At 68.2% G+C, this 25,895-nt stretch carries 20 protein-coding genes; 11 read left to right on the top strand and 9 right to left on the bottom strand.

Going from position 1 to position 25,895, the window contains the following annotated elements; translation table 11 throughout:
* Positions 1–9 precede the first annotated feature (9 nt).
* From Q8S38_RS16200 to Q8S38_RS16235, 8 genes are all read left to right on the top strand, one after another.
* Complete coding sequence (locus Q8S38_RS16200; RefSeq protein ID WP_305681412.1) at positions 10–3,135, top strand: efflux RND transporter permease subunit; 3,126 nt, start codon at positions 10–12, stop codon at positions 3,133–3,135.
* Positions 3,136–3,155: 20 nt separating this feature from the next.
* Positions 3,156–3,530 (top strand): hypothetical protein, encoded by a 375-nt coding sequence (locus Q8S38_RS16205; protein WP_305681413.1) that lies wholly within the window; start codon positions 3,156–3,158, stop codon positions 3,528–3,530.
* A 22-nt stretch (positions 3,531–3,552) separates the two neighbouring features.
* Positions 3,553–4,038, top strand: coding sequence for a CopM family metallochaperone (copM, locus tag Q8S38_RS16210; protein ID WP_371125900.1), 486 nt, complete (start codon positions 3,553–3,555; stop codon positions 4,036–4,038).
* Between the two features lie 233 nt (positions 4,039–4,271).
* Positions 4,272–5,171, top strand: a complete 900-nt coding sequence (gene ppk2 / locus Q8S38_RS16215; protein ID WP_305681414.1) for a polyphosphate kinase 2 — start codon at positions 4,272–4,274, stop codon at positions 5,169–5,171.
* 173 nt (positions 5,172–5,344) lie between these two features.
* Positions 5,345–6,760: a cytochrome ubiquinol oxidase subunit I gene (locus tag Q8S38_RS16220; protein ID WP_305681415.1), complete on the top strand. Its 1,416-nt coding sequence runs from the start codon at positions 5,345–5,347 to the stop codon at positions 6,758–6,760.
* A gap of 13 nt (positions 6,761–6,773) precedes the next feature.
* Positions 6,774–7,778 (top strand): cytochrome d ubiquinol oxidase subunit II, encoded by a 1,005-nt coding sequence (cydB, locus tag Q8S38_RS16225; protein WP_305681416.1) that lies wholly within the window; start codon positions 6,774–6,776, stop codon positions 7,776–7,778.
* The gene (locus tag Q8S38_RS16230) at positions 7,778–7,915 is read left to right on the top strand and encodes a DUF2474 domain-containing protein (RefSeq protein ID WP_305681417.1); all 138 of its coding nucleotides are present in this window, start codon (positions 7,778–7,780) and stop codon (positions 7,913–7,915) included. Before cydB ends, Q8S38_RS16230 begins: the two co-directional genes overlap by 1 nt.
* A gap of 163 nt (positions 7,916–8,078) precedes the next feature.
* Positions 8,079–8,573 (top strand): TspO/MBR family protein, encoded by a 495-nt coding sequence (locus Q8S38_RS16235; RefSeq protein WP_305681418.1) that lies wholly within the window; start codon positions 8,079–8,081, stop codon positions 8,571–8,573.
* Here the strand turns inward: Q8S38_RS16235 and hemC are convergent.
* From hemC to Q8S38_RS16255, 4 genes are all read right to left on the bottom strand, one after another.
* Positions 8,570–9,514 carry a hydroxymethylbilane synthase gene (gene hemC / locus Q8S38_RS16240; RefSeq protein WP_305681419.1) on the bottom strand — a complete coding sequence of 315 codons (945 nt, stop codon included), beginning with the start codon at positions 9,512–9,514 and terminating at the stop codon, positions 8,570–8,572. The genes Q8S38_RS16235 and hemC overlap by 4 nt on opposite strands.
* Positions 9,515–9,629: 115 nt before the next feature.
* Positions 9,630–11,183, bottom strand: a complete 1,554-nt coding sequence (locus Q8S38_RS16245) for an alpha/beta hydrolase (RefSeq protein ID WP_305681420.1) — start codon at positions 11,181–11,183, stop codon at positions 9,630–9,632.
* 21 nt (positions 11,184–11,204) lie between these two features.
* Positions 11,205–12,131, bottom strand: coding sequence for a chlorophyll synthase ChlG (chlG, locus tag Q8S38_RS16250; protein WP_305681421.1), 927 nt, complete (start codon positions 12,129–12,131; stop codon positions 11,205–11,207).
* Positions 12,128–15,907: a magnesium chelatase subunit H gene (locus tag Q8S38_RS16255; RefSeq protein WP_305681422.1), complete on the bottom strand. Its 3,780-nt coding sequence runs from the start codon at positions 15,905–15,907 to the stop codon at positions 12,128–12,130. Before Q8S38_RS16255 ends, chlG begins: the two co-directional genes overlap by 4 nt.
* A gap of 741 nt (positions 15,908–16,648) precedes the next feature.
* Between Q8S38_RS16255 and ppsR (Q8S38_RS16260) the strand changes: the two genes are divergently transcribed.
* Positions 16,649–18,130: a transcriptional regulator PpsR gene (gene ppsR, locus Q8S38_RS16260; RefSeq protein ID WP_305681423.1), complete on the top strand. Its 1,482-nt coding sequence runs from the start codon at positions 16,649–16,651 to the stop codon at positions 18,128–18,130.
* A 52-nt stretch (positions 18,131–18,182) separates the two neighbouring features.
* Here ppsR (Q8S38_RS16260) and Q8S38_RS16265 read toward each other — a convergent pair whose 3' ends face one another.
* The 5 genes from Q8S38_RS16265 to Q8S38_RS16285 all read right to left on the bottom strand — a co-directional run bounded on the left by Q8S38_RS16265 (position 18,183) and on the right by Q8S38_RS16285 (position 23,630).
* The gene (locus Q8S38_RS16265) at positions 18,183–18,467 is read right to left on the bottom strand and encodes a hypothetical protein (protein ID WP_305681424.1); all 285 of its coding nucleotides are present in this window, start codon (positions 18,465–18,467) and stop codon (positions 18,183–18,185) included.
* Positions 18,467–19,678 (bottom strand): geranylgeranyl diphosphate reductase, encoded by a 1,212-nt coding sequence (locus tag Q8S38_RS16270; RefSeq protein ID WP_305681425.1) that lies wholly within the window; start codon positions 19,676–19,678, stop codon positions 18,467–18,469. The genes Q8S38_RS16265 and Q8S38_RS16270 overlap by 1 nt, the downstream gene beginning before the upstream one ends.
* 5 nt (positions 19,679–19,683) lie before the next feature.
* Entirely contained in the window at positions 19,684–21,018 is a 1,335-nt protein-coding gene (locus Q8S38_RS16275; protein WP_305681426.1) for a BCD family MFS transporter, read from the bottom strand.
* A gap of 188 nt (positions 21,019–21,206) precedes the next feature.
* Entirely contained in the window at positions 21,207–22,577 is a 1,371-nt protein-coding gene (gene ppsR / locus Q8S38_RS16280) for a transcriptional regulator PpsR (protein ID WP_305681427.1), read from the bottom strand.
* A gap of 150 nt (positions 22,578–22,727) precedes the next feature.
* Positions 22,728–23,630, bottom strand: coding sequence for a cobalamin B12-binding domain-containing protein (locus tag Q8S38_RS16285; protein WP_305681428.1), 903 nt, complete (start codon positions 23,628–23,630; stop codon positions 22,728–22,730).
* A 460-nt stretch (positions 23,631–24,090) separates the two neighbouring features.
* Between Q8S38_RS16285 and bchF the strand changes: the two genes are divergently transcribed.
* Both bchF and Q8S38_RS16295 read left to right on the top strand, forming a co-directional pair.
* A complete protein-coding gene (gene bchF, locus Q8S38_RS16290; RefSeq protein ID WP_305681429.1) occupies positions 24,091–24,609 on the top strand; it encodes a 2-vinyl bacteriochlorophyllide hydratase in 519 nt (172 codons plus the stop codon).
* Positions 24,606–25,895 (top strand): ferredoxin:protochlorophyllide reductase (ATP-dependent) subunit N, encoded by a 1,290-nt coding sequence (locus Q8S38_RS16295; protein WP_305681430.1) that lies wholly within the window; start codon positions 24,606–24,608, stop codon positions 25,893–25,895. Before bchF ends, Q8S38_RS16295 begins: the two co-directional genes overlap by 4 nt.

Raw genomic sequence — 25,895 nt, forward strand, 5'->3', positions numbered from 1 at the left:
GAGGGCGCGATGTTCAACCTCCTCGTCTCGGCCAGCCTGCGAAACCGGCTCTTCGTCATCGCCGCCGCGCTCGTGCTGATGGCCTATGGCAGCTATGTGCTGCCGCGCGTTCCCGTGGACGTCTTCCCCGATCTCAACCGCCCGACCGTCACGCTGATGACGGAAGCCGAGGGGCTTGCGCCGCAGGAGGTCGAGCAGCTCGTCACCTATCCGCTGGAAACGGCGATGAACGGCATGCCAGGCGTGCTGCGCGTGCGCTCCGTCTCGGGCGTCGGCCTCTCGATTACCTATGTCGAGTTCGACTGGGGCACAGACATCTACCGGTCGCGCCAGCTCGTCGCCGAGCGGCTGTCGCTGGTGCGCGAGCAGCTGCCGCGCGGCGTCAACCCACAGATGGGCCCGGTCTCCTCGATCATGGGCGAGATCATGCTGGTCGCGGTGACGGCCGACCGCGCCTCCCCGATGGAGGTCCGCGAGATCGCCGACTTCATCATCCGGCCGCAGATCCTGAACATCGCCGGCGTCTCGCAGGTCATCCCGATGGGGGGCGAGGTCCGCCAGTACCGGATCACGCCCGACATCGCCGCCATGCAGGCGCTCGATGTCTCGCCCGAACAGATCGAGGCGGCGGTCACCCGCTTCGGCACCAACACCGGCGGCGGCTTCATCGACCAGCAGGGGCGCGAATACCTGATCCGCAATGTCGGGCTGACGCAGCGGCTGGAGGACCTGCGCAACACCGTCGTGCTGCAGCGACAGGGGCAGCCGATCCTGCTGCATCAGGTCGCGGGCGTCGACTTCGCGGCCCGGGTCAAGCGTGGCGACGCCGGCTACCAGGGCCGGCCGGCAGTGATCATCGGCATTCAGAAGCAGCCCGAAGCCGACACCGTGGCGCTGACCCGCCAGGTCGAGACGGCACTGGCCGAGATCCAGAAGACCTTGCCCGCCGGCATCTCCGCGACGAATGTCCAGTTCCGGCAGGCGAGCTTCATCGAGACCTCGATCGCCAATGTCGAGCGCGTGCTGCTGGAGGCGGCCGGCGTCGTCGCCGTCATCCTGCTGCTCTTCCTGATGAACATCCGCGCGACCCTGATCTCGCTGACGGCGATCCCGGTCTCGATCCTGACGACGGTGCTGGTCTTCCAGGCCTTCGGCCTGACCATCAACACCATGACGCTCGGCGGGCTCGCCATCGCGATCGGCGAACTGGTCGACGATGCCGTCGTGGATGTGGAGAACATCCTGCGGCGGCTGAAGCAGAACCGGGAGAGCGCCGCGCCCAGGCCCTTGCTGGCGGTCATCGCGGCCGCCTCGCAGGAGGTCCGGTCGGGCATCGTCTACGCCACCGCGATCATCATCCTCGTCTTCATCCCGCTCTTTGCGCTGTCGGGCATCGAGGGGCGGCTCTTCGCGCCGCTCGGCATCGCCTACATCGTCTCGATCCTGGCCTCGCTGATCGTCTCGATCACGCTGACCCCGGTGATGGCCTATTACCTGTTGTCGCGCGCTCCCAGCGGCCATGAGCGCGACTCCTTCGTCGTGCGCCATCTCAAGCGGGGCAATGCGGCGCTGCTGCGCTTCGCCTTCGAGACCCGCGCGCTGCTCGTCACCGTCGTCGGCATCGGCGTGGCGCTGGCCGTCTATGGCGCGACGCTCTTGCCGCGGACCTTCCTGCCGCCCTTCAACGAGGGCACGCTGGTGGTCTCGCTGCAATACAACCCGGGCATCTCGCTGGCCGAAAGCCACCGCCTCGGGCTGCTCGCCGAACAGCTCGTCCTCAGGGTCCCCGAGGTGAAGTCGATCGGCCGCCGTACGGGCCGCGCCGAGCTCGACGAGCACGCCGAGGGCGTCCATTCCTCGGAGGTCGACATCGATCTCCACCGTTCGGACAGGCCCAAGGAAGCGGTCCACGCCGATATCCGCACGGCGCTGAGCGTGCTGCCGGTCTCGGTCAATATCGGCCAGCCGATCAGCCACCGGCTCGACCACATGCTCTCGGGCGTGCGCGCCCAGATCGCGCTCAAGGTCTATGGCGAGGACCTCGACACGATCCGCAGCCTCGCCGAGACGCTGCGCGAGCGGCTCGCCTCCGTGCCCGGCCTCGTCGATCTCCAGATCGAGCGGCAAGTCCGCATCCCGCAGCTGCGCATCGACGTCGACCATGACAAGGCGGCGCTCTACGGGCTGACGCCGGCCAGCGTCACCCAGGCGCTGGAGACGCTCTCCAACGGCCGCACCGTGTCGCAGATCGTCGACGGCAACCGCCGCTACGACGTCGTGCTGCGGCTCTCCGACCAGGACCGCTCGACAACCGGGCTCGAGGATCTGCTGATCGCGACGCCCGGCGGCCACCTGCCCTTGCGCCTGATCGCCTCGGTCTCCGAGACCGACGGTCCCAACCAGATCCAGCGCGAGAACGGCCAGCGCCGCATCGCGGTCTACGGCAATGGTGACGGCCAGCGCGACATGGCGGCGATCATCGCCGACATCCGCGGGGTCGTCGCGCAGACGCCGCTGCCGCAGGGCTATGTCACCCGCATGGAGGGCACCTTCCAGGCGCAGGAGGAGGCGACGCTGCGGATCGGGCTGCTCAGCCTGGTGTCGCTGGCGCTGATCTTCGTGGTGCTGTTCACCCGCTACCAGTCGGCGGTGCTGGCGCTGATCATCATGGGCAACATCCCGCTCGCGCTGATCGGCAGCGTCGTGGCGCTGCACCTCGCGGGGCAGCCGCTCTCGGTCGCCTCGATGGTCGGCTTCATCACGCTCGCCGGCATCTCGGCCCGCAACGGCATCCTCAAGGTCTCGCACTACATCAACCTGACCCTCTACGAGGGCGAGCGCTTCGGGCGCGAGCTCGTCATCCGCGGCAGCCTGGAGCGGCTGACGCCCGTCCTGATGACGGCGCTCTCGGCGGGGCTCGCGCTGATCCCGCTGCTCTATGGTGCCGACCAGCCCGGACGCGAGATCCTGCACCCGGTCGCGATCACGATCTTCGGCGGCCTGATCTCGGCGACGATCATCGACACGGTGCTGACGCCCGTCCTGTTCCTGACCTTCGGCCGCAAGCCGCTCGAGCGCATCGTCGCCAGCCGCATGGCGAGCGACGACGGCTCATCGCCCCAGGAAGCCTTCTGAACCGTCCAAGGAGACCAGCCATGCTCAACAGGATCACCGCCATCGCCTTTCTCGGCCTCGTCTCGAGCGCCTCGGCCCATGAACTGTCGAAAGGCCCCAATGGCGGCCCGCTCGTCGATGTCGCCGGGCGCCATGTCGAGATGGTCGCGAAGGGAACCGAGCTCGTCCTCTACCTGACGGACGCCGTCGACAAGCCCCTGGCCTCGGCGGGCACGAAGGCGGCGCGCGCCATCGTCCAGGACGCTGGCAAGACCGCGACGGTGACGCTCAGCGCCGTCGAGCCCAACAAGCTGGTCGGGACGCTCGCCCAACCGCTGGGGACGGGCGCGCGCATCGTCATCTCCGCCACGCTCGCCGACGGCCACGCGCTGCAGGCCCGTTTCACCAACAACTGACCCCCGAAGAAGGACACGACCCATGACCCGTTCAACACCCATCACACGTTCGATCCCGACCGCGCTGATCCTCCTCGCCCTTGCCGCTCCCGCTGTCGCGCAATCCTCCCACCAGGGGCATGGCGGGCACGGCGCCGCTCCCAAGCCCGGCGCCGCTGCGCCGATGGGTCAGATGGGCGCCGGCGCAGGCACGATGAGCATGGAGTCCATGCAGGCCATGATGAAGACGATGATGCCGGCGCCCGGCGACGCGGCCTCGACGAAGGACTTCAAGAGCGCCGACATGACAATGATGCACGACATGGCCGTGCCCTACACCGGCAATGCCGACATCGACTTCCGCACCAAGATGATCCCGCATCATCAAGGCGCGATCGACATGGCAAAAGTCGCGCTGGCTCACGCCAAGGACGAGACGACGAAGACGCTCGCCGCGCAGATCATCAAGGACCAGGAGCGCGAGATCGCCGAGATGCGCGAATGGCTGCGCAAGAACGCGCCGAAGTAACGCGGCGGAGGCGGGGCGGGCTTCTGGTCAGCCCCGCAGCCCCTGGCCTGAGGCGAGCGTCGATGCGGAGCCTGTGGCTCGCGCGATGCGGTTTCATCGTACCGTCATCGAAACCATCGACACAGTCATGATCGCCCGCCGTGACCCTGCGGCCGAGGATCCCGGGCGCCCCTCGCCTGGCCAGCGGCCGAAAGCCGATCTCCCCGCCAAAGCCAGCTCGAAGGCCCCCTTCCATGACTGCTGATCTAGACCGCATCAAAGCCGAGATCGCCGACAGCTTCGATGAAGAACTGGAGATGCAGCTCGAGGAGGACCGGCTCGATGACCTGGTTGCCGAGGGCATCGGCCCGGCCGGATCGACGGTGGACCGCAAGGTCTATTTCCGCGAGCTGTTCCGGCTGCAGCACGAGCTCGTGCGCCTGCAGGACTGGATCCAGTACAAGAAGCTCAAGGTCGTCGTGCTCTTCGAGGGGCGCGACTCCGCCGGCAAGGGCGGTGCGATCAAGCGCGTGACGCAGCGCCTCAATCCGCGGGTCTGCCGCGTCGTGGCGCTGCCGGCGCCGACCGAGCGCGAGAAGCATCAGTGGTATTTCCAGCGCTATGTCCCGCATCTGCCGACCGCCGGCGAAATGGTCCTGTTTGACCGCAGCTGGTACAATCGCGCGGGCGTCGAGCGCGTCATGGGCTTCTGCTCGCCCGCCGAGCTCGAGGAGTTCTTCCGCTCTGTGCCCGAGTTCGAGCACATGCTGGTGCGCTCCGGCGTCATCCTGATCAAGTACTGGTTCTCGATCACCGACGAGGAGCAGGAGTTCCGCTTCCAGATGCGGATCGCCGATCCGCTCAAGCAGTGGAAGCTCTCGCCCATGGACATGGAAAGCCGCGTCCACTGGGAGGACTACACCCGCGCCAAGGAGGAGATGTTCGACCGCACCCACACCGAATATGCGCCGTGGTGGGTGGTCCAGGCCGTCGACAAGAAGAAGGCGCGGCTGAACTGCATCGCCCATCTGCTCAGCCAGATCCCCTATGAGGACGTGCCCAAGCAGGACATCACCCTGCCGGCGCGCGTGCGCCACCCCGATTATCAGCGCCAGGCCGTCCCGCCCGAGCTGCACGTCCCCGACCGGTATTGAGGGGAGCTGAAGGGCCGGTTGCCTGCGGCGGGCGGCTCATCGCCATGACAGCGGCGCGGGCCGCCGCGGGGGGCGCCGCGCCCCTGCGACATCAAGGCTTTGTGATGAAAATTGCTTTGTCGGAGGATCGTTCTATCACTCAGGCGCCCTAGCGGATTTTGAAAGAGGCGAACATGTTCGGTCTCGAAGCCCTGATGCTGGCGCGCATCCAGTTCGCGTTCACCGTCAGCTTCCACATCATCTTCCCGGCGTTCTCGATCGGCCTGGCGAGCTATCTCGCCGTCCTCAACGGCCTCTGGCTGTGGACCGGACGGTCAGTCTTTCTCGACCTGTTCAACTACTGGAAGAAGATCTTCGCCGTCGCCTTCGGCATGGGCGTCGTCTCCGGCATCGTCATGAGCTACCAGTTCGGCACGAACTGGAGCGTGTTCTCCGACAAGGTCGGCCCGGTGATCGGGCCGCTGATGGGCTATGAGGTGCTCTCGGCCTTCTTCCTCGAGGCGGGCTTCCTGGGCGTGATGCTGTTTGGCCTGTCGCGTGTCGGCCCGCGCCTGCATTTCGCCGCAACGCTGATGGTCGCGCTCGGCACCTTCATGTCGGCGTTCTGGATCCTGTCGGTGAACAGCTGGATGCAGACGCCCGCCGGCTACGCCATCAACGAGGTCGGCCAGTTCGTCGCCACCGACTGGTGGGCGGTCGTCTTCAACCCGTCCTTCCCCTACCGGCTCGTCCATATGCTGCTGGCCGCCTATCTGACGACCGCCTTCGTCGTTGGCGCGGTGGGGGCGCTGCATGTTCTGCGCGATCGCGGCAATGAAGGCGCGCGCATCATGTTCTCGATGGCGATGTGGATGGCGGCGATCGTCGCACCGATCCAGATTTTTGCCGGCGACCTCCACGGCCTCAACACGCTCGAGCACCAGCCCGCCAAGGTCATGGCGATGGAGGGGCACTACCAGAGCCATCCGGACGGCGCGCCGCTGATCCTGTTCGGCATCCCCAACAGCGCCGAGAAGCGCATCGACTATGCGATCCAGATCCCCAAGCTCTCATCGCTGATCCTCAAGCACGACCTCAATGCGCCGCTGGCCGGGCTCGACACGATCCCCGAGCATCTGCAGCCGCCGGTGGGCGTGGTCTTCTGGAGCTTCCGCGTCATGGTCGGCATCGGCTTCGCCATGCTGGGCATCGGCGCCCTCAGCCTCTATCTGCGCTGGCGTCGCCAGCTCTACGATGCCAGGCCGTTCCTGCGGGCAGCAATCCTGATGGGGCCGGCCGGCTTCGTCGCGGTGCTGGCCGGCTGGATCACCACCGAGGTCGGCCGTCAGCCCTATACGGTCTACGGCCTGCTGACGACGGCGCAATCGGTCTCGCCGATCGACGCCGCGGCCGTCGGCGCCTCGCTCGTCGCCTTCATCGTGGTCTATTTCGCCCTGTTCGGCGCCGGCACCTTCTACATCCTGCGCCTGATGAACCACCCGCCGCATGTCGCCGAAAGCGGGCTTGCGCCCGACGAGCCGGTGCGCGCCGGCGGCATCATGCCCGGCCCCGTGATGGACGCCAAAGGCGCCCTTCCGGTCGCCCCTTGAAGGAGCCGATGCCATGATGCTCGATCTCCCCTTCATCTGGGCGGCGCTGATCGCCTTCGCCGTCCTGGCCTATGTCGTGCTCGACGGCTTTGACCTCGGCGTCGGCATCCTGTTTCCGCTGATCCCCGGCGAGGCCCATCGCGACGAGATGATGAATTCGGTTGCGCCGGTCTGGGACGGCAACGAGACCTGGCTGGTGCTCGGCGGCGGCGGACTGCTCGCCGTCTTCCCGCTCGCCTATGCGATCATCCTGCCGGCACTTTATGTGCCGCTGACCGTCATGCTGCTCGGCCTGATCTTCCGGGGCGTCGCCTTCGAGTTCCGCTGGAAGACGAAGCGCGGCCAGTTTCTCTGGGACTGGTCCTTCGCCTTCGGCTCGATCGTCGCCGCCTTCGCTCAAGGGGTCGCGCTTGGCGCGCTCGTGCAGGGTATCCCGGTCGTCGGGCGCGCCTATGCCGGCGGCTGGTGGGACTGGCTGACGCCGTTCAGCCTCGTCACCGGCGTCGCGCTGGTCATCGGCTATGCGCTGCTGGGCGCGACCTGGCTGATCCTCAAGACCGAAAACCACGTCCAGCACCGGGCCTATGCCATCGCGCGCTGGGTCGCGCCCGCGACGCTGCTGCTGATCGGCTTGGTCAGCGCCTGGACGCCGATGCTCAGCGCGAACTACCTCGAGCGCTGGCTGGTCTGGCCGCAGATCCTGCTCGTCGGCCCGGTGCCGCTGGCGGTGATGGCGCTCGGCTTCGTGCTCTGGCGGGGCTTGACCCGGCGACGCGAACTCAGCCCCTTCCTGGCGGCGCAGGGGCTGTTCGTTCTGTGCTTCATCGGACTCGGCATCAGCTTCTACCCGCATATCGTGCCTAACAGCGTCACGATCTGGCAGGCGGCCGCGCCGGACAACTCGCTGTCCTTCCTGCTGGTCGGCGCCGTCGTCCTGATCCCGCTGATCCTGGCCTACACCGCCTATTCCTATTGGGTTTTCCGCGGCAAGGTGAACGCGGTCGGGGGCTATCACTGATGGCCGCCGGCCGCCGGGACACCGCCGACAAGCCCGGGACGCTCGCGCGCCTGGGCTGGTTCGTTGCCTATTGGGCCGCCGGCGTCCTCAGCCTGACCGTGGTCGGCCTCGCCATCCGCTGGGCGCTGAACATCTGACGGGCACGCAGATCCAGGCGATGCGGGCATCGATGCCCGCATGCTGCTGACGCTCGCCAAAACGAACAGCATGACCGGCGGCCATGTTTCGACAGCACCCCGCACCGCAGATGTGCTAGCCTGACCACCTGTCCCTGACGCGAACAAGCGGGCTCTGCACTTCATGACGTTGACCGATGGCTTGGGATTGGCGGGGTTCGTGGTGGCCTGCGTGGTGGCGGCGAGTTCGGGGGCGATCTTCAAGCCCGGCGCCTGGTATGAAGGCCTGGCCAAGCCCTGGTGGCGGCCACCGAACTGGCTCTTTCCGCCGGCCTGGACGCTGCTTTACTGCATGATCGCGGCATCGGGCTGGCTGGTCTGGCGCAAGGCCGGCTTTGCCGGCGCGGGGCTGGCGCTCACGGTCTACGGGCTCCAGCTCGTCTTGAACGCGATGTGGTCGGGGATGTTCTTCGGCCTGCGCCGGATGGACCTCGCCTTCGTCAACGTGTCGGCGCTGTGGCTCTCGATCCTGGCGCTGGTCGTACTGTTTGCGCCGATCGATTCGCTCGCAGCCTGGCTGCTCGTCCCCTATCTCGTCTGGGTGAGCTTCGCGGCGTGCCTGAACTTCACGGTCTGGCGGATGAACCCCGACGCATCGCCCCGGAACCGCCCCGCCTAGGCGCCGACATATTTGAAATGGGCGCCGACGCTGCGATAGGACGCCTCGAGCACATCGACGCCGCCGGCGAGCCGCAGCGCCTCGGCGGTGGCGAGGCCGAGTTCGACAGCCTCGCGGCCCGGCCGCTCATCGCTGGCGGTGATCCGCTTGCCGCCGTCGAATGAGGTGATCTGGGCGTGCAGGTACAGCCTGTCGCCCTGCCAGGTCGCGCTCGCGCCCACCGGAAGGCTGCAGCCGGCGCCCAGCGCATGCAGCATCGCCCGCTCGCAATCGACCTCGGCGCGCGTCCTGGGATGCTCGATGTCTTTCAGCATCGCCAGGATCGTCGGGTTGTCGTCGCGCGCCTGCACGCCGAGCGCGCCTTGCCCGATCGCATAGGGGAACAGCACGGGATCGAGCAGTTCCGAGGTCGCGCCTTCGAGGCCGAGCCGCTGCAGGCCGGCCTGCGCCAGGATCACCGCGTCGAGCCCGTCATCGCCGTTGATCTTGGCCAGACGCGGCCCGACATTGCCGCGGATCGGCACGACCTCGACATCCGGCCGAAGGCTCAGGATCTGCGAGCGCCGGCGCAGCGAGCCGGTGCCGACGCGCGCGCCCTGGCGCAGATCCGCCAGCGTCGCGCCGCAGAGCACGTCGCGGGGGTCGACGCGCTCGGGCACCGCCGCCAGCACCAGGCCCTCGCGCAGCGTCGTCGGCAGATCCTTCAGCGAATGCACGACGATATCGACCTCGCCCGAGGTCAGCTGGTCCTCATGCTCGGTCGAGAACACGCCGATGATGCCGAACTGGTGGAACTCGGAAACCCGGTCCTTGTCCGCGATCGTCGCAATCGGATGCAGCGAGAACTCGGTGTCGGGATGCTTCGCCTTGATCAGCGAGGCGATGTAGTTCGTCTGCGCGATGGCGAGAGGGCTGCGGCGCGTACCGATTTTCAGAAGCATGGACGGATGACCTAGCCTTGGGCCTTTTGGGCGCACTCATTGACGAACGAAGTCTCTATCAGCCGAGCAAGTCGCCGAGGCAACGTCAACTGCTTTCCCATCGCAAGGCATGTAGTCATCGCGCCACCAGCGGAAAGGTGGCGGCGATGGCCCAGGCGAAGGCGAAGGCGTTGGCGATCCCGGCCATGAAGGGATGGCCGGAGCGCCGGAACGCCCAGGCGCTGAACAGCCCGTAGACGAGGAAGAACAGCACGATCACCGGGACGATGATCAAGAGAAAGAACAGCCGCTGGAAATCGAGCGCGACCGCAAGGCCGAGCGAAACCAGGAAGGCGAGTTTCGAGGCGAGGTACGCCCCGCGCGCCGCCCCCGCCCCCCGCGTCAGCCATTCATCGGCGAGAAAATAGATCAGTGTCCCCACCAGCGTCGCGGCAAAGAGCGGCAGGCGATGGCCCGTAGGCACGAATGCCGTCACATAGCTGTGGATCGGCCAGGCCAGGGCGACGAGGCCAAACAGCAGCAGCGCAAGCGTCCCGGTGGCCAGCGCGCCGCGCGACACGGTTGAACGCGGAGAGGTGCGCCCGCGCTGGACGAACGCGATGCAGAGCGCCGTCAGCACGCCATAGGCCGCAAAATGCACGGCGAGATAGTCGCCGACGATGACGGGCAGGAAGTTCGTCGGCACGAAGCGCAGCACAACCGGCGTCAGCAGCGCCGGCAGGATCAGCGGCAGCGCGATCCGCCGCCAGCCCAGCCCCGCACCCACCGGCGGCGAGGCCGCGCGCGGCAGGAGGGCCGAGAGCGGAGAAGCCAGAACGACGACGCCCAGGAGCAGGAGCAGGATCCAGACGCCCCGGCCGTCGAGATCGGGGTTTGCTGCAGTGGGCTGGCCGAAGCTCGCATCCAGCCAGGCCAGGGCCTCGCTCAGGCTGGTCTCGTTGTAGAGCACGCCGACATGCTCGGCCCGGGGGCTGACGGCGGCGCGCCTCGCGCTCCCCGCCGCGATATCGCCATAGGTGACGCCCGCCTCGGGCGAGGCCGGCGCCGAGACCAGCCCGACCGCGCGCAGCGCCTCGCGCCGCAAGCCCCCTTCCCATTCCCCGGCGACGACCAGCAGGTTGCGCGGGCTCGCCGCGGTGACGGCCGGCGAGAACATCGAGACCGCCACCGTTGCCGCGACATCGGCCCGGCTCTGGGCGACGCGCACGATGATGTCGGTCGCCATCGAATGGCCGAGCAGGGCGAGCCGCCCGTCGCCCAGCCCTCTGGCCCTGTCGGCGACGCGCGCGGTCTCGTCGACCAGCCGGCGCGTCGCGCCGTCCTCCCGGGAGATGCTGCCCGTGAGCGGCTTCGGATTGGCGCCATGGCCGGCGAAATCGAAGGTCACCGCGACATAGCCGGCACGCGCCAGCGTGACGGCGAAGGGCTGCATCAGTTGCTGCGAGCCGGCGAAGCCATGCGCGATCACGACGACTGGGGCTGCGGCCCCGGTCTGGACCGGGCGAAACACCGTCATCGGCGTGCCGTCCACGGCCATCGATTCGGTGGTGACGCCGCGCCTAGTATCCTGCAACTGCGCAAGCGCGACACCGATCGCGACGACGGCGAGACCGCCGAGCAAAAGCCGGATCCATCCCAGGGCAGGCCGGCCCGGCTCGCGCATCGTCATGCCGCGCGCGAACCCATCGCCTCAAAAGCCCGCGGGCAGGCTGCGCACCGCGACCGCGCTCGCCATCATGCCGAAGACGAAGAGCGGCACGCCGAAGCCGCTGTAGAACAGGGCCTTGCCGACCGGATCGCGCAGGAAGCGGGCCATCAGCACGAGTTGCCCCGCCAGGAAGGCGCCGACCACGACAGCCTCGACCGGCCGCTGCCACTGCAGCAGCAGCGCGATCACCACGAATTGGGGGGCGGCCATGATGGCGCAGGCGACGCGCGCCGCGCCTTCGGCCCCGAGCTGGACCGGCAGCGAGCGGATGCCCATCTGGCGATCGCCGTCCATCGCCTTGAAATCGTTGAGGGTCATGATGCCGTGGGCGCCGAGGCTGTAGAGCAGCGCCAGCGTCAGCACCGGCCAGGGCGGGAGCGCGCCGCCGAGCATCACCGCAGCCCCCGTGACCCAGGCCAGCCCTTCATAGGAAAAGCCGCAAGCCGCGTTGCCGAGCCAGCCATTGCGCTTCAGCCGCAACGGCGGCGCGCTATAGGCCCAGGCCAGGAACAGGCCGAGGCAGGTTGCGATCAGCACCCAGAAGCCGAGCAGCGAGGCCACCGCCAGCGACAGCCCGGTCCAGATCACCGCGATGTAGAGCCCCCAGCGCCCGGGAATGCGGCCCGAGGGGATCGGCCGGTGCGGCTCGTTGATCGCATCGACATCGCGGTCGTACCAGTCATTGATGGCCTGGCTCATCGCGCAGACCAGCGGCCCGGCCAGCACGACCCCCAACAGCGCGACGAAGAGATTGTCGGCGATCGACACGCCCGACGACACCACCCCGCAGGCGAAGGCCCACATCGGCGGGAACCAGGTGATCGGCTTGAGCAGTTCGAGCACGGCCGATGGCGCGGGATAGGCCACGGGCCCCGTGCCGGGCCTGAGCGTGGCGCCGGTCTCGCTCATGCCGCCGCCTCCATGCCGATGCCTTCGAGCCGGTCCTCCAACTCGTCGCCGGCCTGCTGCAGCGCCGCCAGCGTCGCCGCATCGGGCTGCCAATATTGGCGCTGCTGCGCCTCGATCAGCCGGTTGGCGAGCTTGGCGGAGGCCGTCGGGTTGAGCGCCGCGAGCCGCTCGCGCATGGCGGGGTCGAGCAGATAGGTCTCGGTCAGCTTCTGATAGACCCAGGGCTCGACCTGGCCCGTCGTCGCCGACCAGCCCATCGTGTTGGTGACATGGGTCTCGATCTGCCGCACGCCCTCATAGCCGTGCTTGAGCATGCCCTCGTACCATTTCGGGTTGAGCATGCGGGTGCGCGTCTCCAGCGAGACCTGCTCGGAGAGCGTCCGCACCGTGCCCTCGCCGCGGGTCTGGTCGCCGATATAGACCGGCGTCGAGGCCCCGCCTCGCGCCCGCCGCACCGCCCGGCTGATGCCACCCAGCGTATCGAAATAGTTGTCGACCGTGGTGACGCCGAGCTCGACCGAATCGAGGTTCTGATAGGCGAGTTCGACGCCGCCGAGCACGCTCTTCAGGAGGTCGGGCTGCTGCACCGCCCGCCCGCCCCGGCCATAGGCGAAGCCCTTGCGGCGCGTATAGGTCTCGGCCAGTTCGTCCTCGTCCTGCCAGCGGCCGCTCTCGACGAGATTGTTGACGTTGGAGCCATAGGCGCCCTCGGCATTGCCGAACACCCGCAGGGACGCCGTCTCAAGATCGCAGCCATGCTCCGCCTGATAGGCCAGCGCATGCTTGCGCACGAAGTTCCGCTCCGGCGGCTCGTCGGCTGATGCCGCGAGGAAGGCGGCCTCGGCCAGCAGCCGGATCTGCAGCGGCAGCAGGTCGCGGAAGATGCCCGAGAGCGACATCACCACGTCGATGCGCGGACGCTGGAGCTGGTCCTGCGGGATGAGCTGCGCACCCGCGAGCCGGCCATAGCCGTCGAAGCGCGGTGCGGCGCCCATCAGCGCCAGCGCCTGGGCGATCGGCGCGCCCTCGGTCTTCAGATTGTCGGTGCCCCACAGCACCAGCGCGACGGTCTCCGGCAACGGGTTGCCGTCGGCCAGATGGCGGTCGAGCAGCCGCGCAGCCTGTTTCGCGCCATCCTGCACCGCATAGGCGCTGGGAATGCGGAACGGATCGAACCCGTGCAGATTGCGCCCGGTCGGGAGCACGGCCGGCGTCCGCAGCAGGTCGCCACCGGGTGCCGGGCGGATGAAGCGCCCGTCCAGCCCGCGCATCAGGCCCTGGATCTCATGATCCTCAGCCAGGAGCGCATCGGCGGCCGCCAGTTCGGTCAGCATCGCCAGCATCGCGTCCTGCGGCTCGTGCCCCAGCGCCTTCAGCGCCCGCTCCGGGCTTCCGCCGGCGACGAGCTCTTCGATCAGCGCCCGGTCGGGCCGCTGGCCATGGCTCGATTCCGCCATCGCCAGCAGCATGTCGACGCGCTCTTCGGTCGACAGCAGCTCGCCGACGACATGCAGCCCATGCGGGATCAGCGTGTATTCCAGCTCGAGCACCGTCTCGGTCAGCCTTGCGATGCGCGGCGGAAGCTCCTGTCGGCTCCAGGCCGGCTCGGCAGGCGCGAGATCGAGCGCGGCCGCCTGGGCCTGGACTAGAACAGCCAGCTCACCCTGTTCGCGCATCTCCTCCGGCGCGAGGCCGCGCCAGCGGTCGAGCGAGCCCTTGAGCTCGATCAGCCCGCGATAGAGCCCGGCCGAGGCCACCGGTGGCGTCAGATAGCTGATCAGCGTCGCCGCCCCGCGCCGCTTGGCGATCGCGCCTTCGGAGGGGTTGTTCGAGGCATAGAGATAGATGTTGGGCAGGTCGCCGATCAGCCGGTCGGGCCAGCACTGGGCCGAGAGACCGCTCTGCTTGCCAGGCATGAATTCGAGCGCGCCATGGGTGCCGAAATGCAGCACCGCATGGGCACCGAAATCCTCGCGCATCCAGCGGTAGAAGGCCGAGAAGGCATGCGTCGGCGCAAAGCCCTTCTCGAAGAGCAGGCGCATCGGGTCGCCCTCATAGCCGAAGCTCGGCTGGATGCCGACGAAGACATTCCCGAAGCGCTCGCCGAGCACGAAGATCGAGGAGCCGTCGCTCTGCTGGCGGCCGGGCGCCGGGCCCCATTGGGCCTCGATCTCGGAGAGCCAGCGCTCGCGCCGGATATGCTCGCCCGCGCCGATCCGGACATGCACATTCGCCATCGCGCCATAACGGGAAGCATTGCCCTCGATGATCGCCTGGCGCAGCGCATCGACGCTGTCGGGAACGTCGACGCTGTAGCCCTCGGCCCGCATCGCCAGCAGCGTCCGGTGCAGCGATTCGAACACCGAGAGATAGGCCGCCGTGCCGGTGTTGCCGGCATTGGGCGGGAAGTTGAACAGCACGATGCCGACCTTGCGTTCGGCCCGGGCCGAGCGCCGCAGCGCCACCAGCTTCTCGGTCCGTGCCGCCAGCACCTCGGCGCGCTCGGCGCAGACATGCATGTCGCGCTGGCCTTCGCTGGGCGGGAACTGACAGGCGCGGCTGCAGCCGGTGCAGTGCCCGGCGTTCTCAGTGCGGCCGCCGAAGATGATCGGCCCGGTCGCGCCGTCGAGCTCGGGAATCGCGACCATGATGGTCGATTCGACCGGCAGCAGGCCGCGATCCGATGGGCCCCACTGGTCGAGCGTCTGGAACTCGGCCGGATGCGCCGCGATATACGGCACGTCGAGCCGCGCCAGGACATCCTGCGCCGCCTGAGAATCGTTGTAGGCGGGGCCGCCCACCAGCGAGAATCCGGTCAGCGAGACCAACGCGTCGATGACCGGGCGGCCGTTCTTGAAGAAGAAGGCGTCGATCGCCTCGCGCGCATCGAGCCCGGTCGCGAAGACCGGCAGGACGTTGAGGCCGCGCGCCTCGAACGCCCGGATCACGCCGTCGTAATGGGCGGAATTGCCTGCCAGCACATAGGAGCGCAGCACCAGAAGCCCCACCGTGCCCCTGGCCCCCGCCGCCATCGGCAGGGCCTGCGTATCGGCGCTGACCCGACCGGGCATGGCTGGATGATAGACGCCGGTCTCGGGATATTCGGCCGGCTTGCCGACCTTCAGCGTGCCGCGCAGCACCCGCCTCTCGCCATCGGCATAGCGGTCGACGAGGAAGCGCACGAGATTGGCGATGTTCTCCTCGGACCCCGCCAGCCAGTATTGCAGGGTCAGGAAATAGGCGCGCACATCCTGGGCCGTGCCGGGGATGAAGCGCAGGATCTGCGGCAGCCGGCGCAGCATCTTCATCTGGCTGGCGCCGCCGCCGCCGCCGGCCGGCTTGCCCTTGTTGCCGCGCAGCCGCTTGAGCAGGGCCATCGGGCCGCTCGATGGGCCGTCCATCCGGAAGCGACCCAGCCGGGTCATCTTGGTGACCTCGCCGGCCGACATGATGCAGACCATCGCGTCGCAGGCCTCCCGCCGCGCCTGCAGCGCCGGCATCAGCGGCAGGAAATGATCTTCCATGAACAGCATCGTGTTGATCACGATGTCGGCGCCGGCGATCGCCTCGAGACAGCGCGCGAGCGTGCGCGGATCGGCGGACCATTCGGACGCCGCATGGACGCTGAGTTCCAGGCCCGGCAGATCCCGCTTCAGCGCCAGATGCGCCCGGGCCGTCGCGCTGGCGACATGGGTATCCATGGTGACGATGACGACGCGGACCGGCGTGGCGGCGATCTCGGCCTTGCGGGGGCCGGCCCTGTCGATCAGGCCCATGTCACGGCACCTCGGGCGTAGCGGACGCCGGCGCAGGGACGCCGGCGGGCCGCCCTTGGGACCGTGACGCCGACGAAGCGAGAAGCCTTCGCGTGGGACAGCCGATCATCGGGCCGGACCGCAGTTCGGTCCAGGCCATCGGCGCCGCCGCTTGATGAGGGCGATAGGCGGAGGGGAGGGAAAGGGGGGTGGCGGCGCCGTCGCCGGCGGGCCGGATGGATTCTGCACGAAACGTCATGGGACGCCTCCTGCCGACGACGTCAACCGGGTGGCGGTTGCGCTCGCGGCCCAGTGAAGCTGAAGCCAAGCACCCTATGTGTCAAGTTTGATTGACGCTCATGGAACAAAAAAATGTCTCGACTACTTTACAATCAGTCGACTTTCGCTACGGTCTTCAGTCAGCAGGTTTGCGCGCTTGGCGAGGGGTTCGCCCATCGCGATGCTCCCCGTCGAAATGCGTGGGGCGAGATCACGTCTGAACGGTTCCGCTCCCCTGACGGGAGCGGCATGTTGCTGAAACAATCTCGCCATATCCGTGGCTTGACCAAGAATGGGGCAGGAGTGGCCGCAACGACCGGAGCGCCACCCGTCAACGCGTCGACCTGGCGAGCCAGGCGCGGCGCTGCGACCGGAGGGCGCCCCGACCGGAGGACCTCGCCTGTCGATATCGAACCGGAGACCCCGGCGGGTTTCGGAGACGGCATCGCGCATCCCGAAGCGCCGGTGTCGCGACGATCCCGCATGAATGCAGGCCTTCTCAACAAGGAACGGGCCTTCGTCGCCATGTCCTCCGCACCGTTACAGGACTCCACGACGTCGCGACCGGCTCACGAGCCTCGGCCGGAACGCCTCTCGTCCTTTGCGCGCCAGGTAATTGCGGCCGCGTCCGACATCGCCCTCTTCGTCGATCCCGACGGCGTGATCGAACAGGTGCTCAAGGGGGAGGCCTGTCCACCCGGCGACCACGACAGCTGGCTCGGCCGGCACTTCATCGACGTCGTCTCCCCCGACAGCCAGGCCAAGGCGAGGGATCTGCTCGGGAGCTCCGCCACCGAGGCCGGCCGGGGCAGCGAGATCAACCACCCCGCCGAGGCCGGCGCGCATCGTCCCTTCCGCTACCGCCTCGTCCGTGACGACAGCAGCAGCGCGCGCTGTCTGGTCGGGCACGACCTGATGTCCGTTGCGGCGCTGCAGCAGCAACTCGTCGAAGCCCAGCAGGCGATGGAGCGGGAATATGCCCGGCTGCGGCTGGCCGAGACACGCTACCGGATGATCTTCCACTCCTCGTCGGAGCCGATCCTCATCGCGGACGCCACCACCTTGCGGCTCGTCGAAGCCAACCCCGCGGCGTTGAACGAGTTCGCCATCACCGCCGACCGGCTCGGCAAGATCACATTGCCATCCTTGTTCGCCCCGACGAGCGGCGACGCGCTGGAAGCTATGCTGGCCACGGCCAGGCTGTCGGGCGAAGGGCACGAGACCGAGGTGTCGCGCCCGGGCGCCAAGCGCAAGACCTGGGTCAGCGCCACCGCTTTCCGCCAGGACGGCGCCATCAATCTGCTGGTCCGGCTCCGATCCGATGGGCAGGAGACGGGAGCGCCGGCCGGCGACACCCCGTTGCGGCATCTGCACGGCATGGTCGAGCAGACGCCCGACGGCTGCGTCATCATGAGCCCGGATCGCATCGTCCTGCACGCCAATCGCGCATTTCTGGAGTTGGCGCAGCTCGCCTCGCGCCATCAGGCCATCGGCGAATCGCTTGATCGCTGGCTCGGACGGCCGGGGATCGACCTGCCCCTGATCCAGGAAACCCTGGCCGACCACGGTGTCATCCGGAATTTCCCGACGATCATCCGCGGCGCCTTCGGCAGCGTCGAGGCGGTCGAACTCTCGGCCGTCACCGCCTGGGCCGGAGACGCAGGCTCGACCGGGCTGATCATCCGCAGCAAGGGGGCCCAAGGCGCCCTTCAGGCTCCGCGCGGTCAGGGCCTGCCGCGATCGGTGGAGCAGCTGTCGCAACTGGTCGGCACGGTCGCGCTGAAGGACATTGTGCGCGAGACCAGCGACGTGATCGAGAAGCTCTGCATCGAATCGGCGCTCGATCTCAGCAAGGACAACCGCGCCGCCGCCGCGCAGATGCTCGGCCTCAGCCGCCAGAGCTTCTACGCCAAGCTGCGCCGCCACGGCCTGGGCGACCTCGACGGTGAGGACGAGCGTCTCTGAAACCGGACAACCGGGGACAGCGGCAAGGTCTCAACGCGCCAAGGTTTCCCGGTCAGGGCTCCAGAGAGCCGCCAGCCCCCCTGCGCAGCCTTGTCGCGATGTCGGCGGCATGGGCAACACCGCCCAGCGTCAGCGCAGCCAGCGTCAGGCGCGGATCGGCCCCGGCCGCGACCGTGCGCAGGGCCAGCAGGAGGCCCAGGCCCGACAGCACCGTCAGCAGCAGGGCCGGCCGCGACGACGGCGCGCCCCGCCACGCCGCCAGACCGATCACCAGCATCTCGATGGCGATGACCGCCAGCGCCAGGTCGATCGTGGCGACGAGCGGCGGCAGCGGCATCAACGCGCCATGCCGAGCAGGTGGCTGAGATCGTTGAAGAACACCCGGACATGCGCCATGAACTTGCCGCGTACCAGCTCCTTGTTCATGTAGGAATCCCAGGTCAGCTTCTGCACGTCGGGGTTGCGGCAGAGCTTGACGAACTGCTCGCGGCGCTTGTCGTTGCGATACCAGATCCACTGCAGCAGGCCGAGGATCCAGAAGACGCGCCCGTGATCGGCCATGAAGCGCTTGCGGGCGGTGGCGAGTGCCCGCGCATCGCCCGTGCGCAGCGCGAGCTGCACCGCCTCACCGGCCAGCCGCCCGCACAGCATCGCGTAGTAGATGCCCTCGCCCGAGGCCGGCGCGACCACGCCGGCGGCGTCGCCCGCGAGCAGGACGTCGCGGCCATTGTCCCATTTCTTCATCGGCTTCATCGGAATCGGCGCCCCTTCGCGCCGGATCGTCTCGGCGCCGTCGAGCCCGGTATCGCTGCGCAACCGCGCCACCGCGTCCTTGAGCGAAAAGCCCTTATGGGCGCTGCCGGTGCCGATGCTCGCAGTCTCGCCATGCGGAAACACCCAGCCATAGAAGTCCGGCGAAATCCGGCCCTGGTAGATCACGTCGCAGCGCTTGGCGTCATAGCGCGCGCTGGCCTCGGCGGGGACGCGGACGATCTCGTGATAGGCGAAGACGAAGGGCGGCCGCTTGCTGTCGGGCATGGCCGCGCGCGCGAGGCTCGAATTGGCCCCGTCGGCGCCGATCACCATGCGGGCCCGGATGCTGGTCAGCGGGCCGCCATCCTTGGGGCGGATCTGCAGGCGCGCCGTGCCGTCGGGATCGCGCTCGAAGCGCTCGAACGTCCCGGTCATCCGGTGCGCACCGGCGTCCGCGGCCCGCACCCGCAGCCATTCGTCGAAATGCTCGCGATCGACCATGCCGACATAGCCATCGTCGATCGGCATATCGACGCTCGTATCGGAAGGCGCGACCATGCGCGCGCAGGCGATGCGCGCCACGATCTGCGACGGTGGAATCGCAAAATCGCGGATCGCGCGCGGCGGAATCGCACCGCCGCAGGGCTTGATGCGTCCGGCCCGGTCGAGCAGCAGGACCCTGTGCCCTGCCCTGGCGAGATCATCGGCCGCGGTCGCGCCCGACGGCCCGCCGCCGACGATGGCGACGTCATAGATGAGGTCGGCTTCCTGCGGCATCGGTGGCGTCTGGGTCATGACGGTCATCCTGGGTTGGGGACGAGCAGGGTGTCGGGGTTGCGCGGCCGCTTGCGCTCGCTGTCCGTCGCCTGCCTGGCGACGGCGAGTGCGAGCCCGGCGGAGACGATGAAAAGCAGCGCCTCGAGGGTGAAGACGGTGGCGTAGGCCGGCGCCGGCGAGCCCCAGAGCTGCCGCGCCAGATCCGTGGCCGACGCCCCCAGCAAGCCGCCGAGGCCGAAGGCGACGCCCTGCGCCGCCCCCCACAACCCCATGCGCACGCCTTGCCGATCGGGCCGGCCCTGGCCGACGAGCCGCATCATCGAACCGATCGCGGCGACGGCATAGGCGCCGTTGGAGACGCCGAGCGCGAAGACGATCGGCTTCAGCGGAAAACCAGCCCCCGCAAAAGCCCCGACGGACAGGCAGGCGAGCGCCAGCGCCGAAGCGAGACAGCCGCCGACCGCCCAGATCCGCAGCGAGCCGGCTTTCGGGCCCGCCAGCGTCGTGACCAGCGCGACCAGAACCATGCCGGCGAGCACCCCGCCATTCTGGATGCCGGCCAGCTTGGTGCTCTCGCCGGGCGTATAGCCGAAGACCGTGCCGGCGAAGGGCTCGAGGATCAGGTCTTGGGCGCTGTAGGCGATCATCGAGACGAAGACGAATATCGCGAAGAGCCGCGCCTGGGGTTCGCTCCAGACTTCGCCGATCGCGATCCGGAAGGAGACGGGCGCCGGCATGTCGAGCGAGCGCATCGCCGGCGGCGGGCCCTCGACACCGCGGACGGCCACAACGGTGACGGCCAGCGCGATCGCGCTGACGACGCCGGAGACCGCGACGAGGCGGCCCGTCGAGAACGGATCGAGCGCCTGCCCGGCGAGCCCCGCCGTCACGATGAAACCGGCGATCATCATCACCCAGACCACCGTCGCCGCAGCCGGCCGGCGCGCATCGGCGACCCGGCGCGAGAGCAGGATGAGCAGGCAGGTGCCGCTCGCACCCACGCCCATGCCGATCAGGGTGAAGGACAGGGCGGCCAGAGCCACGCCCGGCCAGAACAGTGTCTCCATCAGCGCGGTCGCGACCGCCGCGCCGAAGCCGCCGAGCGCCAGGACCGCCATGCCGCCGATGATCCAGGGGGTCAGCCGGCCGCCGACATCCGAGCCATGCCCCCAGCGCGGCCGGAGCACCTGCACGGCATAATGCAGCGCAATCAGCAGGCCCGGCAGGGTGGCGGGCAGCGCGAGTTCGACGACCATGACGCGATTCAACGTCGAGGTGGTCAAGACGACGATCGCGCCGATCGCGGTCTGGACCAGACCGAGCCGGGCGATGCCGAGCCAGCCCAGCGGCGCCGTCATCGCGGCACAGCCTGGCCAGAGGCGGGCGAGGCGGGAACGCCTGCCAGCGAGGGAAGCGAGGCCGTTCGAGAGGGAATGCAGCAGCGCGTCATGGCCCGAAGGCTAGGCGCAGGCCCTGTGACTGTCAATTAAAACTGACACCGCCTGGGGCAAAAACGTCAAGACAAATTGACGCTCGTTGCGGCCCGTCAGTTGGGCTCGCCGAGATCGGCATCGTCCAGATCGCCCAGCCCGTAACGACGCAGCTTCGCATAGAAGCTCTGGCGGCTGAGGCCCAGCATGTTGGCGGCGGAGGCGCGGTTGTCGCGGCTGAGCTCGAGCGCCGCCTCGATGCAGAGCTTCTCGATCACGTCGGTCGTCTCGCGCACCAGGTCCCGCAGCGAAACCCGGCCGACCAGCTCCGTCAGATGCTCCACCGAACGCGGCAGCGATCGGCCGCGATGCCCGGCCAGAGCCGTGCGGACGCCAAGGCTGCGGATCACGAAACCATAGGACGGCGTGCTGCCCGACAGCGCCGGCACCGCCGACAGTTCAACCTCTTCGACCGTCCCGAACTGGCCGCGCATGATCGTGGTGAAGTTGCGCACGACGCCATGCTCGGTCAGCGTCACCATCAGCAGCGGCAGATCGATCCCCGGTCGCCCGAGCCAACGCTCAAGCGGCTCGCCCAGCGCCTGCTGCTTGGTTGCGAGCTGGGTGAGATCGAGGAAGGCGCGGTTGGCCTCGAGCACCTTCATCTCGGGGCTGATCACGACGAAGCCGTCCGGGAATTTTTCCAGCACGTCGAGGATGCCGCTTTGGGCGGCCGAATCGGGAAGTGCTGCGCCGCTGATCGGCGTCAGGCGGATCAGCAGGTAACCGGCATTGTCCTGGCGAAAGGCCGAGCCCAGAACCCGAAAGCGCTTCGAACCTGACGCCAGGGCGATCTCCGCCTCGTCGGCGCGGCCCGTGGCCTGCACCATGCGCAGCATCGCCTGCAGCGCCTCGCTGCTTTGCGGCGCGAGGCTCGTCAGAAGCGACGTGCTGACCAGCCGGTCGCTCGGCAGTTCGAGCTCGCGCTGCGCCGCCGGGTTGGCTTCGACGATCCGGAAGTTGGCAGCCTCGACGATCACCACCGGCTCGGAGGTGAGGTGAAACAGCATGCGATAGCGCGTCTCCGCCATGCGAAGCCGGGCATACTCCCGCTCCATCGCCTGTTGCGCTTCGACGAGCTGCTGCTGGAGATTGGCGAGATTGCGCAGATCCCGGCCGAGCGCGACGATCGTGCCGTCCTCGCCGACCTGCATTGCCGAATACCGGATCGGCACGTCGGCGCCGCCGTCCATCGGGTGGTTCAGTTCGCGAAACTGCAGCGAAGTCTCGTTGCCGGCGCTGTCGATCAGGTCGAGCACCTTCGGCCGGCTTTCGACCGTGACGACATCGATCCAGTTCCGGCCGATCCAGGCGCGAAGCCCTTCGCGCCGCAGATCTTCCGTACCCAGGGAGATATCAAGGATGACGCCGTCGCGATCGAGCACGAGCGCAATGTCGCTGGCAGCCGTGATCAGGCTCCCGGCCACCTCCGGCGCAAGCCGACCAAGCCAACCGGAGGGACCCTTGAAACCAAGCGTAGGAGCCTGGGGAGCAAAGACGTTCATAACGACGGATACCCGGTTCCTGCCTGTGACGGGCGTCGAGAGGCGCTTAGCAAATAATGGCGTAGCCGATCTTCAACAAGACATCTTTTTCGTCTCGAGCATCCAGTCGACGCGGTTGACGGCTTCCGCTGCGTCGCGAGCGCCGAAATCGGCCCCGAGCGACACCGCCAGCGCCGGATCCGCGACGAACAGATTGCCGCCGAGCATGATATGAACGGATTTGTTGAGCGAGGCGCCGCGCACCGCCTTGACGACAGCGGCGACACCGGCGGCGGAGACCTCGCCGCTGGCCGACAGGCCGACCAGATCGAACCACTCGGTCCGCACATGCTCGATCAGAATCGGCCTCGACGGCAGGAATTCGGACTGAACATGCCAGCCTGCGCGACGGAAGAACTCCTCCACCACGGCCAGGCCGAACGTGTGCTGCTCACCCGGCACGACGGCCAGCAGGACACGGCCCCGCTCGACCTCGGGCGCCGGGCTGATCTCGAAGGCCGGCCCATAGACCCGCAGCAATTGCTGCAGGCGGGAAAGACCGACCGTGACATCCACGAAGGTGCAGCGATCCTGCTCCCAGAGCACGCCCAGATGGCGCGCCGTCGCGGACAGGACGGTGGTGATCAGCGCCTCCGTCGTCAGCCCGCGATCGCGCAAACCGTCGAGATGCGCGCGCGCCGCACTGAGCGGCTTGCGCACGATCATTTCCGCGAAGGCTGCGACATCGGCGTCGGTGATGACGATCGGCGCCACGGCCGGGGCAGCGGCGCGGCTTTCTCCCAGCGCCCGGTGCGCGAGCATCAGGCGCGGGATGATCTCGGTCTCGATCGTCCGGGCCAATTCCGTGCGCAACTCCGGCGCAGGGCCGGCTGGCTCCAGCGGACACCAGTTGGTGCCCGGCAGCTCCGACAATCGGCTCTGATCATCGAGATATGGCGCGCGTGCCGCCAAAAACCCGCGTCCTGAATCAGACATCAGGTCACCTCCCTGAGGCAACCGCCGGATCCAGCCAGGAACTCTGATGGTCCTGTTACGTTGTGGGCGCCGGAGCGTCCAACGGTCTGGATGGCAGTTCCTCTCGACCTATTGCCTCAGAGTGAAGCACGCCGCCTGTCGGTCCGCAATCATGAAATTACTATGGTTCCAGACAATATTCGTGCGGATTTGAGGCCTGACCATAACAAAAGGGCCAGTGAATCCTGGCGCGTTTCGTCGCCGCGAAACCGGCGCGGACGATAGGGCGAGCGTGGCCGCAAACGCCACTCACGATCCGGCGACTTCCACGCTAGCGGCGCGGCCACGACATGTCCAGATCAAATGACATAACTGAAATAAATAGTGTCACGTCTAGTTGACACTCGAAACCTGTCGCGCCAATCTTCGGGCCTCGGCGCCATGGCTTTCCGCCAGCGGCGCGACGGACCGGAGACGTCCGATGCCATCGCCAGCGAGGCAAGCCAGCGCCAAGCCGCTCTATACGCCCGAGCAGCGCATGCGTCGCGACGCTTCGCCGTGGACGCTGGTTCAGGGCGTCCTCGCCCCGCTGCAGTTCGTGGTTTTCCTGGTCAGCCTCGGCCTCGTCCTGCGCTACCTCGCCACGGGCGAAGGGTATGACGCGGCCAATCTGTCGATCATCGCCAAGACCCTGGTGCTCTACACCATCATGGTCACCGGCGCCCTGTGGGAGCGCGACGTCTACGGCGTCTACCTCTTCGCCCCCGCCTTCTTCTGGGAAGACGCGGTCAGCTTCATCGTGATCGGCCTGCACACGGCCTATCTCGTCGCCATCGTCACCGGCTGGCTGACGCCGACCGAGCAGATGCTGATCGCGCTCGCCGCCTACGCCACCTATGTCGTCAACGCCGCCCAGTTCCTGCTGAAGCTGCGCGCGGCCCGCCTGCAGGCGGCGGCAGCCCCCGGCACGCTCGACGACCGGCTGGAGCTGGCCTCATGAACGCGCCCCTGCTTGCCACGCCGGTTCCCGCATCGGGCTGCAGCGCGCCTCCGGTCCTGCGCGAGCGCGGCCAGCGCGAGGTCTTCTGCGGCCTGACCGGCATCATGTGGCTGCACCGCAAGATCCAGGACGCCTTCTTCCTGATCGTCGGCTCGCGCACCTGCGCCCATCTGATGCAGTCGGCCGCGGGCGTCATGATCTTCGCCGAGCCGCGCTTCGCCACGGCGATCATCGAGGAGAAGGATCTCGCGGGCCTCGCCGACGCCAATGCCGAGCTCGACGCCGTCGTCGAGCGCCTGCTGGCCCGGCGGCCCGAGATCCGGATGCTCTTCCTCGTCGGCTCCTGCCCCTCCGAGGTGATCAAGCTCGACCTGTCGCGCGCCGCGCTGCGGCTCGGCCAGCGCTTCGCACCGCAGGTCCGGGTCCTCAACTACTCCGGCAGCGGCATCGAGACGACCTTCACCCAGGGCGAAGACGCCTGCCTGACCGCGCTCGTCCCGACCCTGCCGGCACAGCCCGTCGATGCGGAGGCCTCGCTGCTGATCGTCGGCGTGCTGGCGGATGCGGTCGAGGACCAGTTCCGGCGGCTCCTGGCCGCGATGGGCATCACCCGTGTCGCCTTCCTGCCCGCCCGTCGCGCCGCCGACATGCCGGCGGTCGGGCCGCAGACGCGCTACCTCCTGGTCCAGCCCTTCCTCGGCGAGACGGCCCGTGCGCTCGAAAACCGCGGCGCGACACGGCTCGCCGCCCCCTTCCCGCTCGGCGCCGAAGGCACCGCCGCCTGGCTGCGGGCCGCGGCCGACGCCTTCGGCGTTGCGGACGACGTCTTCGAGGCGGCCATCTCCGCCCCGCGCGAGCGGGCCCACAAGGCGCTGCAGCATTCGCGCGCGACGCTGCGCGGCCGGCGCATCTTCTTCTTCCCCGACAGCCAGCTCGAGATCCCGATCGCGCGCTTCCTCGCCCGCGAACTCGAGATGGAGCTGGTCGAGGTCGGCACGCCCTATCTGCACAAGGACCATCTCGCAGCCGATCTCGCGCTGCTGCCGGCCGGCGTCCAGCTTAGCGAGGGCCAGGACGTCGACCGCCAGCTCGACCGCTGCCTGGCCGCAGCGCCCGACATCACCGTCTGCGGGCTCGGCCTCGCCAATCCGCTGGAAGAGCGCGGCCTGACCACGAAATGGGCGATCGAGCTCGTCTTCACCCCGATCCAGGGCTTCGAACAGGCCGGCGACCTTGCCGAGCTGTTCGCACGGCCGCTGAATCGCCGCGCCCTGCTGGAGGTGTAG

The sequence above is a fragment of the Allobosea sp. genome, from assembly GCF_030695125.1.
GTDB lineage: Bacteria > Pseudomonadota > Alphaproteobacteria > Rhizobiales > Beijerinckiaceae > Allobosea.

Coding starts and splice junctions, on each gene's coding strand:
- Q8S38_RS16200 (WP_305681412.1), top strand. CDS start 10: ATGTTCAACCTCCTCGTCTCGGCCAGCCTGCGAAACCGGCTCTTCGTC.
- Q8S38_RS16205 (WP_305681413.1), top strand. CDS start 3,156: ATGCTCAACAGGATCACCGCCATCGCCTTTCTCGGCCTCGTCTCGAGC.
- copM (WP_371125900.1), top strand. CDS start 3,553: ATGACCCGTTCAACACCCATCACACGTTCGATCCCGACCGCGCTGATC.
- ppk2 (WP_305681414.1), top strand. CDS start 4,272: ATGACTGCTGATCTAGACCGCATCAAAGCCGAGATCGCCGACAGCTTC.
- Q8S38_RS16220 (WP_305681415.1), top strand. CDS start 5,345: ATGTTCGGTCTCGAAGCCCTGATGCTGGCGCGCATCCAGTTCGCGTTC.
- cydB (WP_305681416.1), top strand. CDS start 6,774: ATGATGCTCGATCTCCCCTTCATCTGGGCGGCGCTGATCGCCTTCGCC.
- Q8S38_RS16230 (WP_305681417.1), top strand. CDS start 7,778: ATGGCCGCCGGCCGCCGGGACACCGCCGACAAGCCCGGGACGCTCGCG.
- Q8S38_RS16235 (WP_305681418.1), top strand. CDS start 8,079: ATGACGTTGACCGATGGCTTGGGATTGGCGGGGTTCGTGGTGGCCTGC.
- hemC (WP_305681419.1), bottom strand. CDS start 9,514: ATGCTTCTGAAAATCGGTACGCGCCGCAGCCCTCTCGCCATCGCGCAG.
- Q8S38_RS16245 (WP_305681420.1), bottom strand. CDS start 11,183: ATGACGATGCGCGAGCCGGGCCGGCCTGCCCTGGGATGGATCCGGCTT.
- chlG (WP_305681421.1), bottom strand. CDS start 12,131: ATGAGCGAGACCGGCGCCACGCTCAGGCCCGGCACGGGGCCCGTGGCC.
- Q8S38_RS16255 (WP_305681422.1), bottom strand. CDS start 15,907: ATGGGCCTGATCGACAGGGCCGGCCCCCGCAAGGCCGAGATCGCCGCC.
- ppsR (WP_305681423.1), top strand. CDS start 16,649: ATGAATGCAGGCCTTCTCAACAAGGAACGGGCCTTCGTCGCCATGTCC.
- Q8S38_RS16265 (WP_305681424.1), bottom strand. CDS start 18,467: ATGCCGCTGCCGCCGCTCGTCGCCACGATCGACCTGGCGCTGGCGGTC.
- Q8S38_RS16270 (WP_305681425.1), bottom strand. CDS start 19,678: ATGACCCAGACGCCACCGATGCCGCAGGAAGCCGACCTCATCTATGAC.
- Q8S38_RS16275 (WP_305681426.1), bottom strand. CDS start 21,018: ATGACGGCGCCGCTGGGCTGGCTCGGCATCGCCCGGCTCGGTCTGGTC.
- Q8S38_RS16285 (WP_305681428.1), bottom strand. CDS start 23,630: ATGTCTGATTCAGGACGCGGGTTTTTGGCGGCACGCGCGCCATATCTC.
- bchF (WP_305681429.1), top strand. CDS start 24,091: ATGCCATCGCCAGCGAGGCAAGCCAGCGCCAAGCCGCTCTATACGCCC.
- Q8S38_RS16295 (WP_305681430.1), top strand. CDS start 24,606: ATGAACGCGCCCCTGCTTGCCACGCCGGTTCCCGCATCGGGCTGCAGC.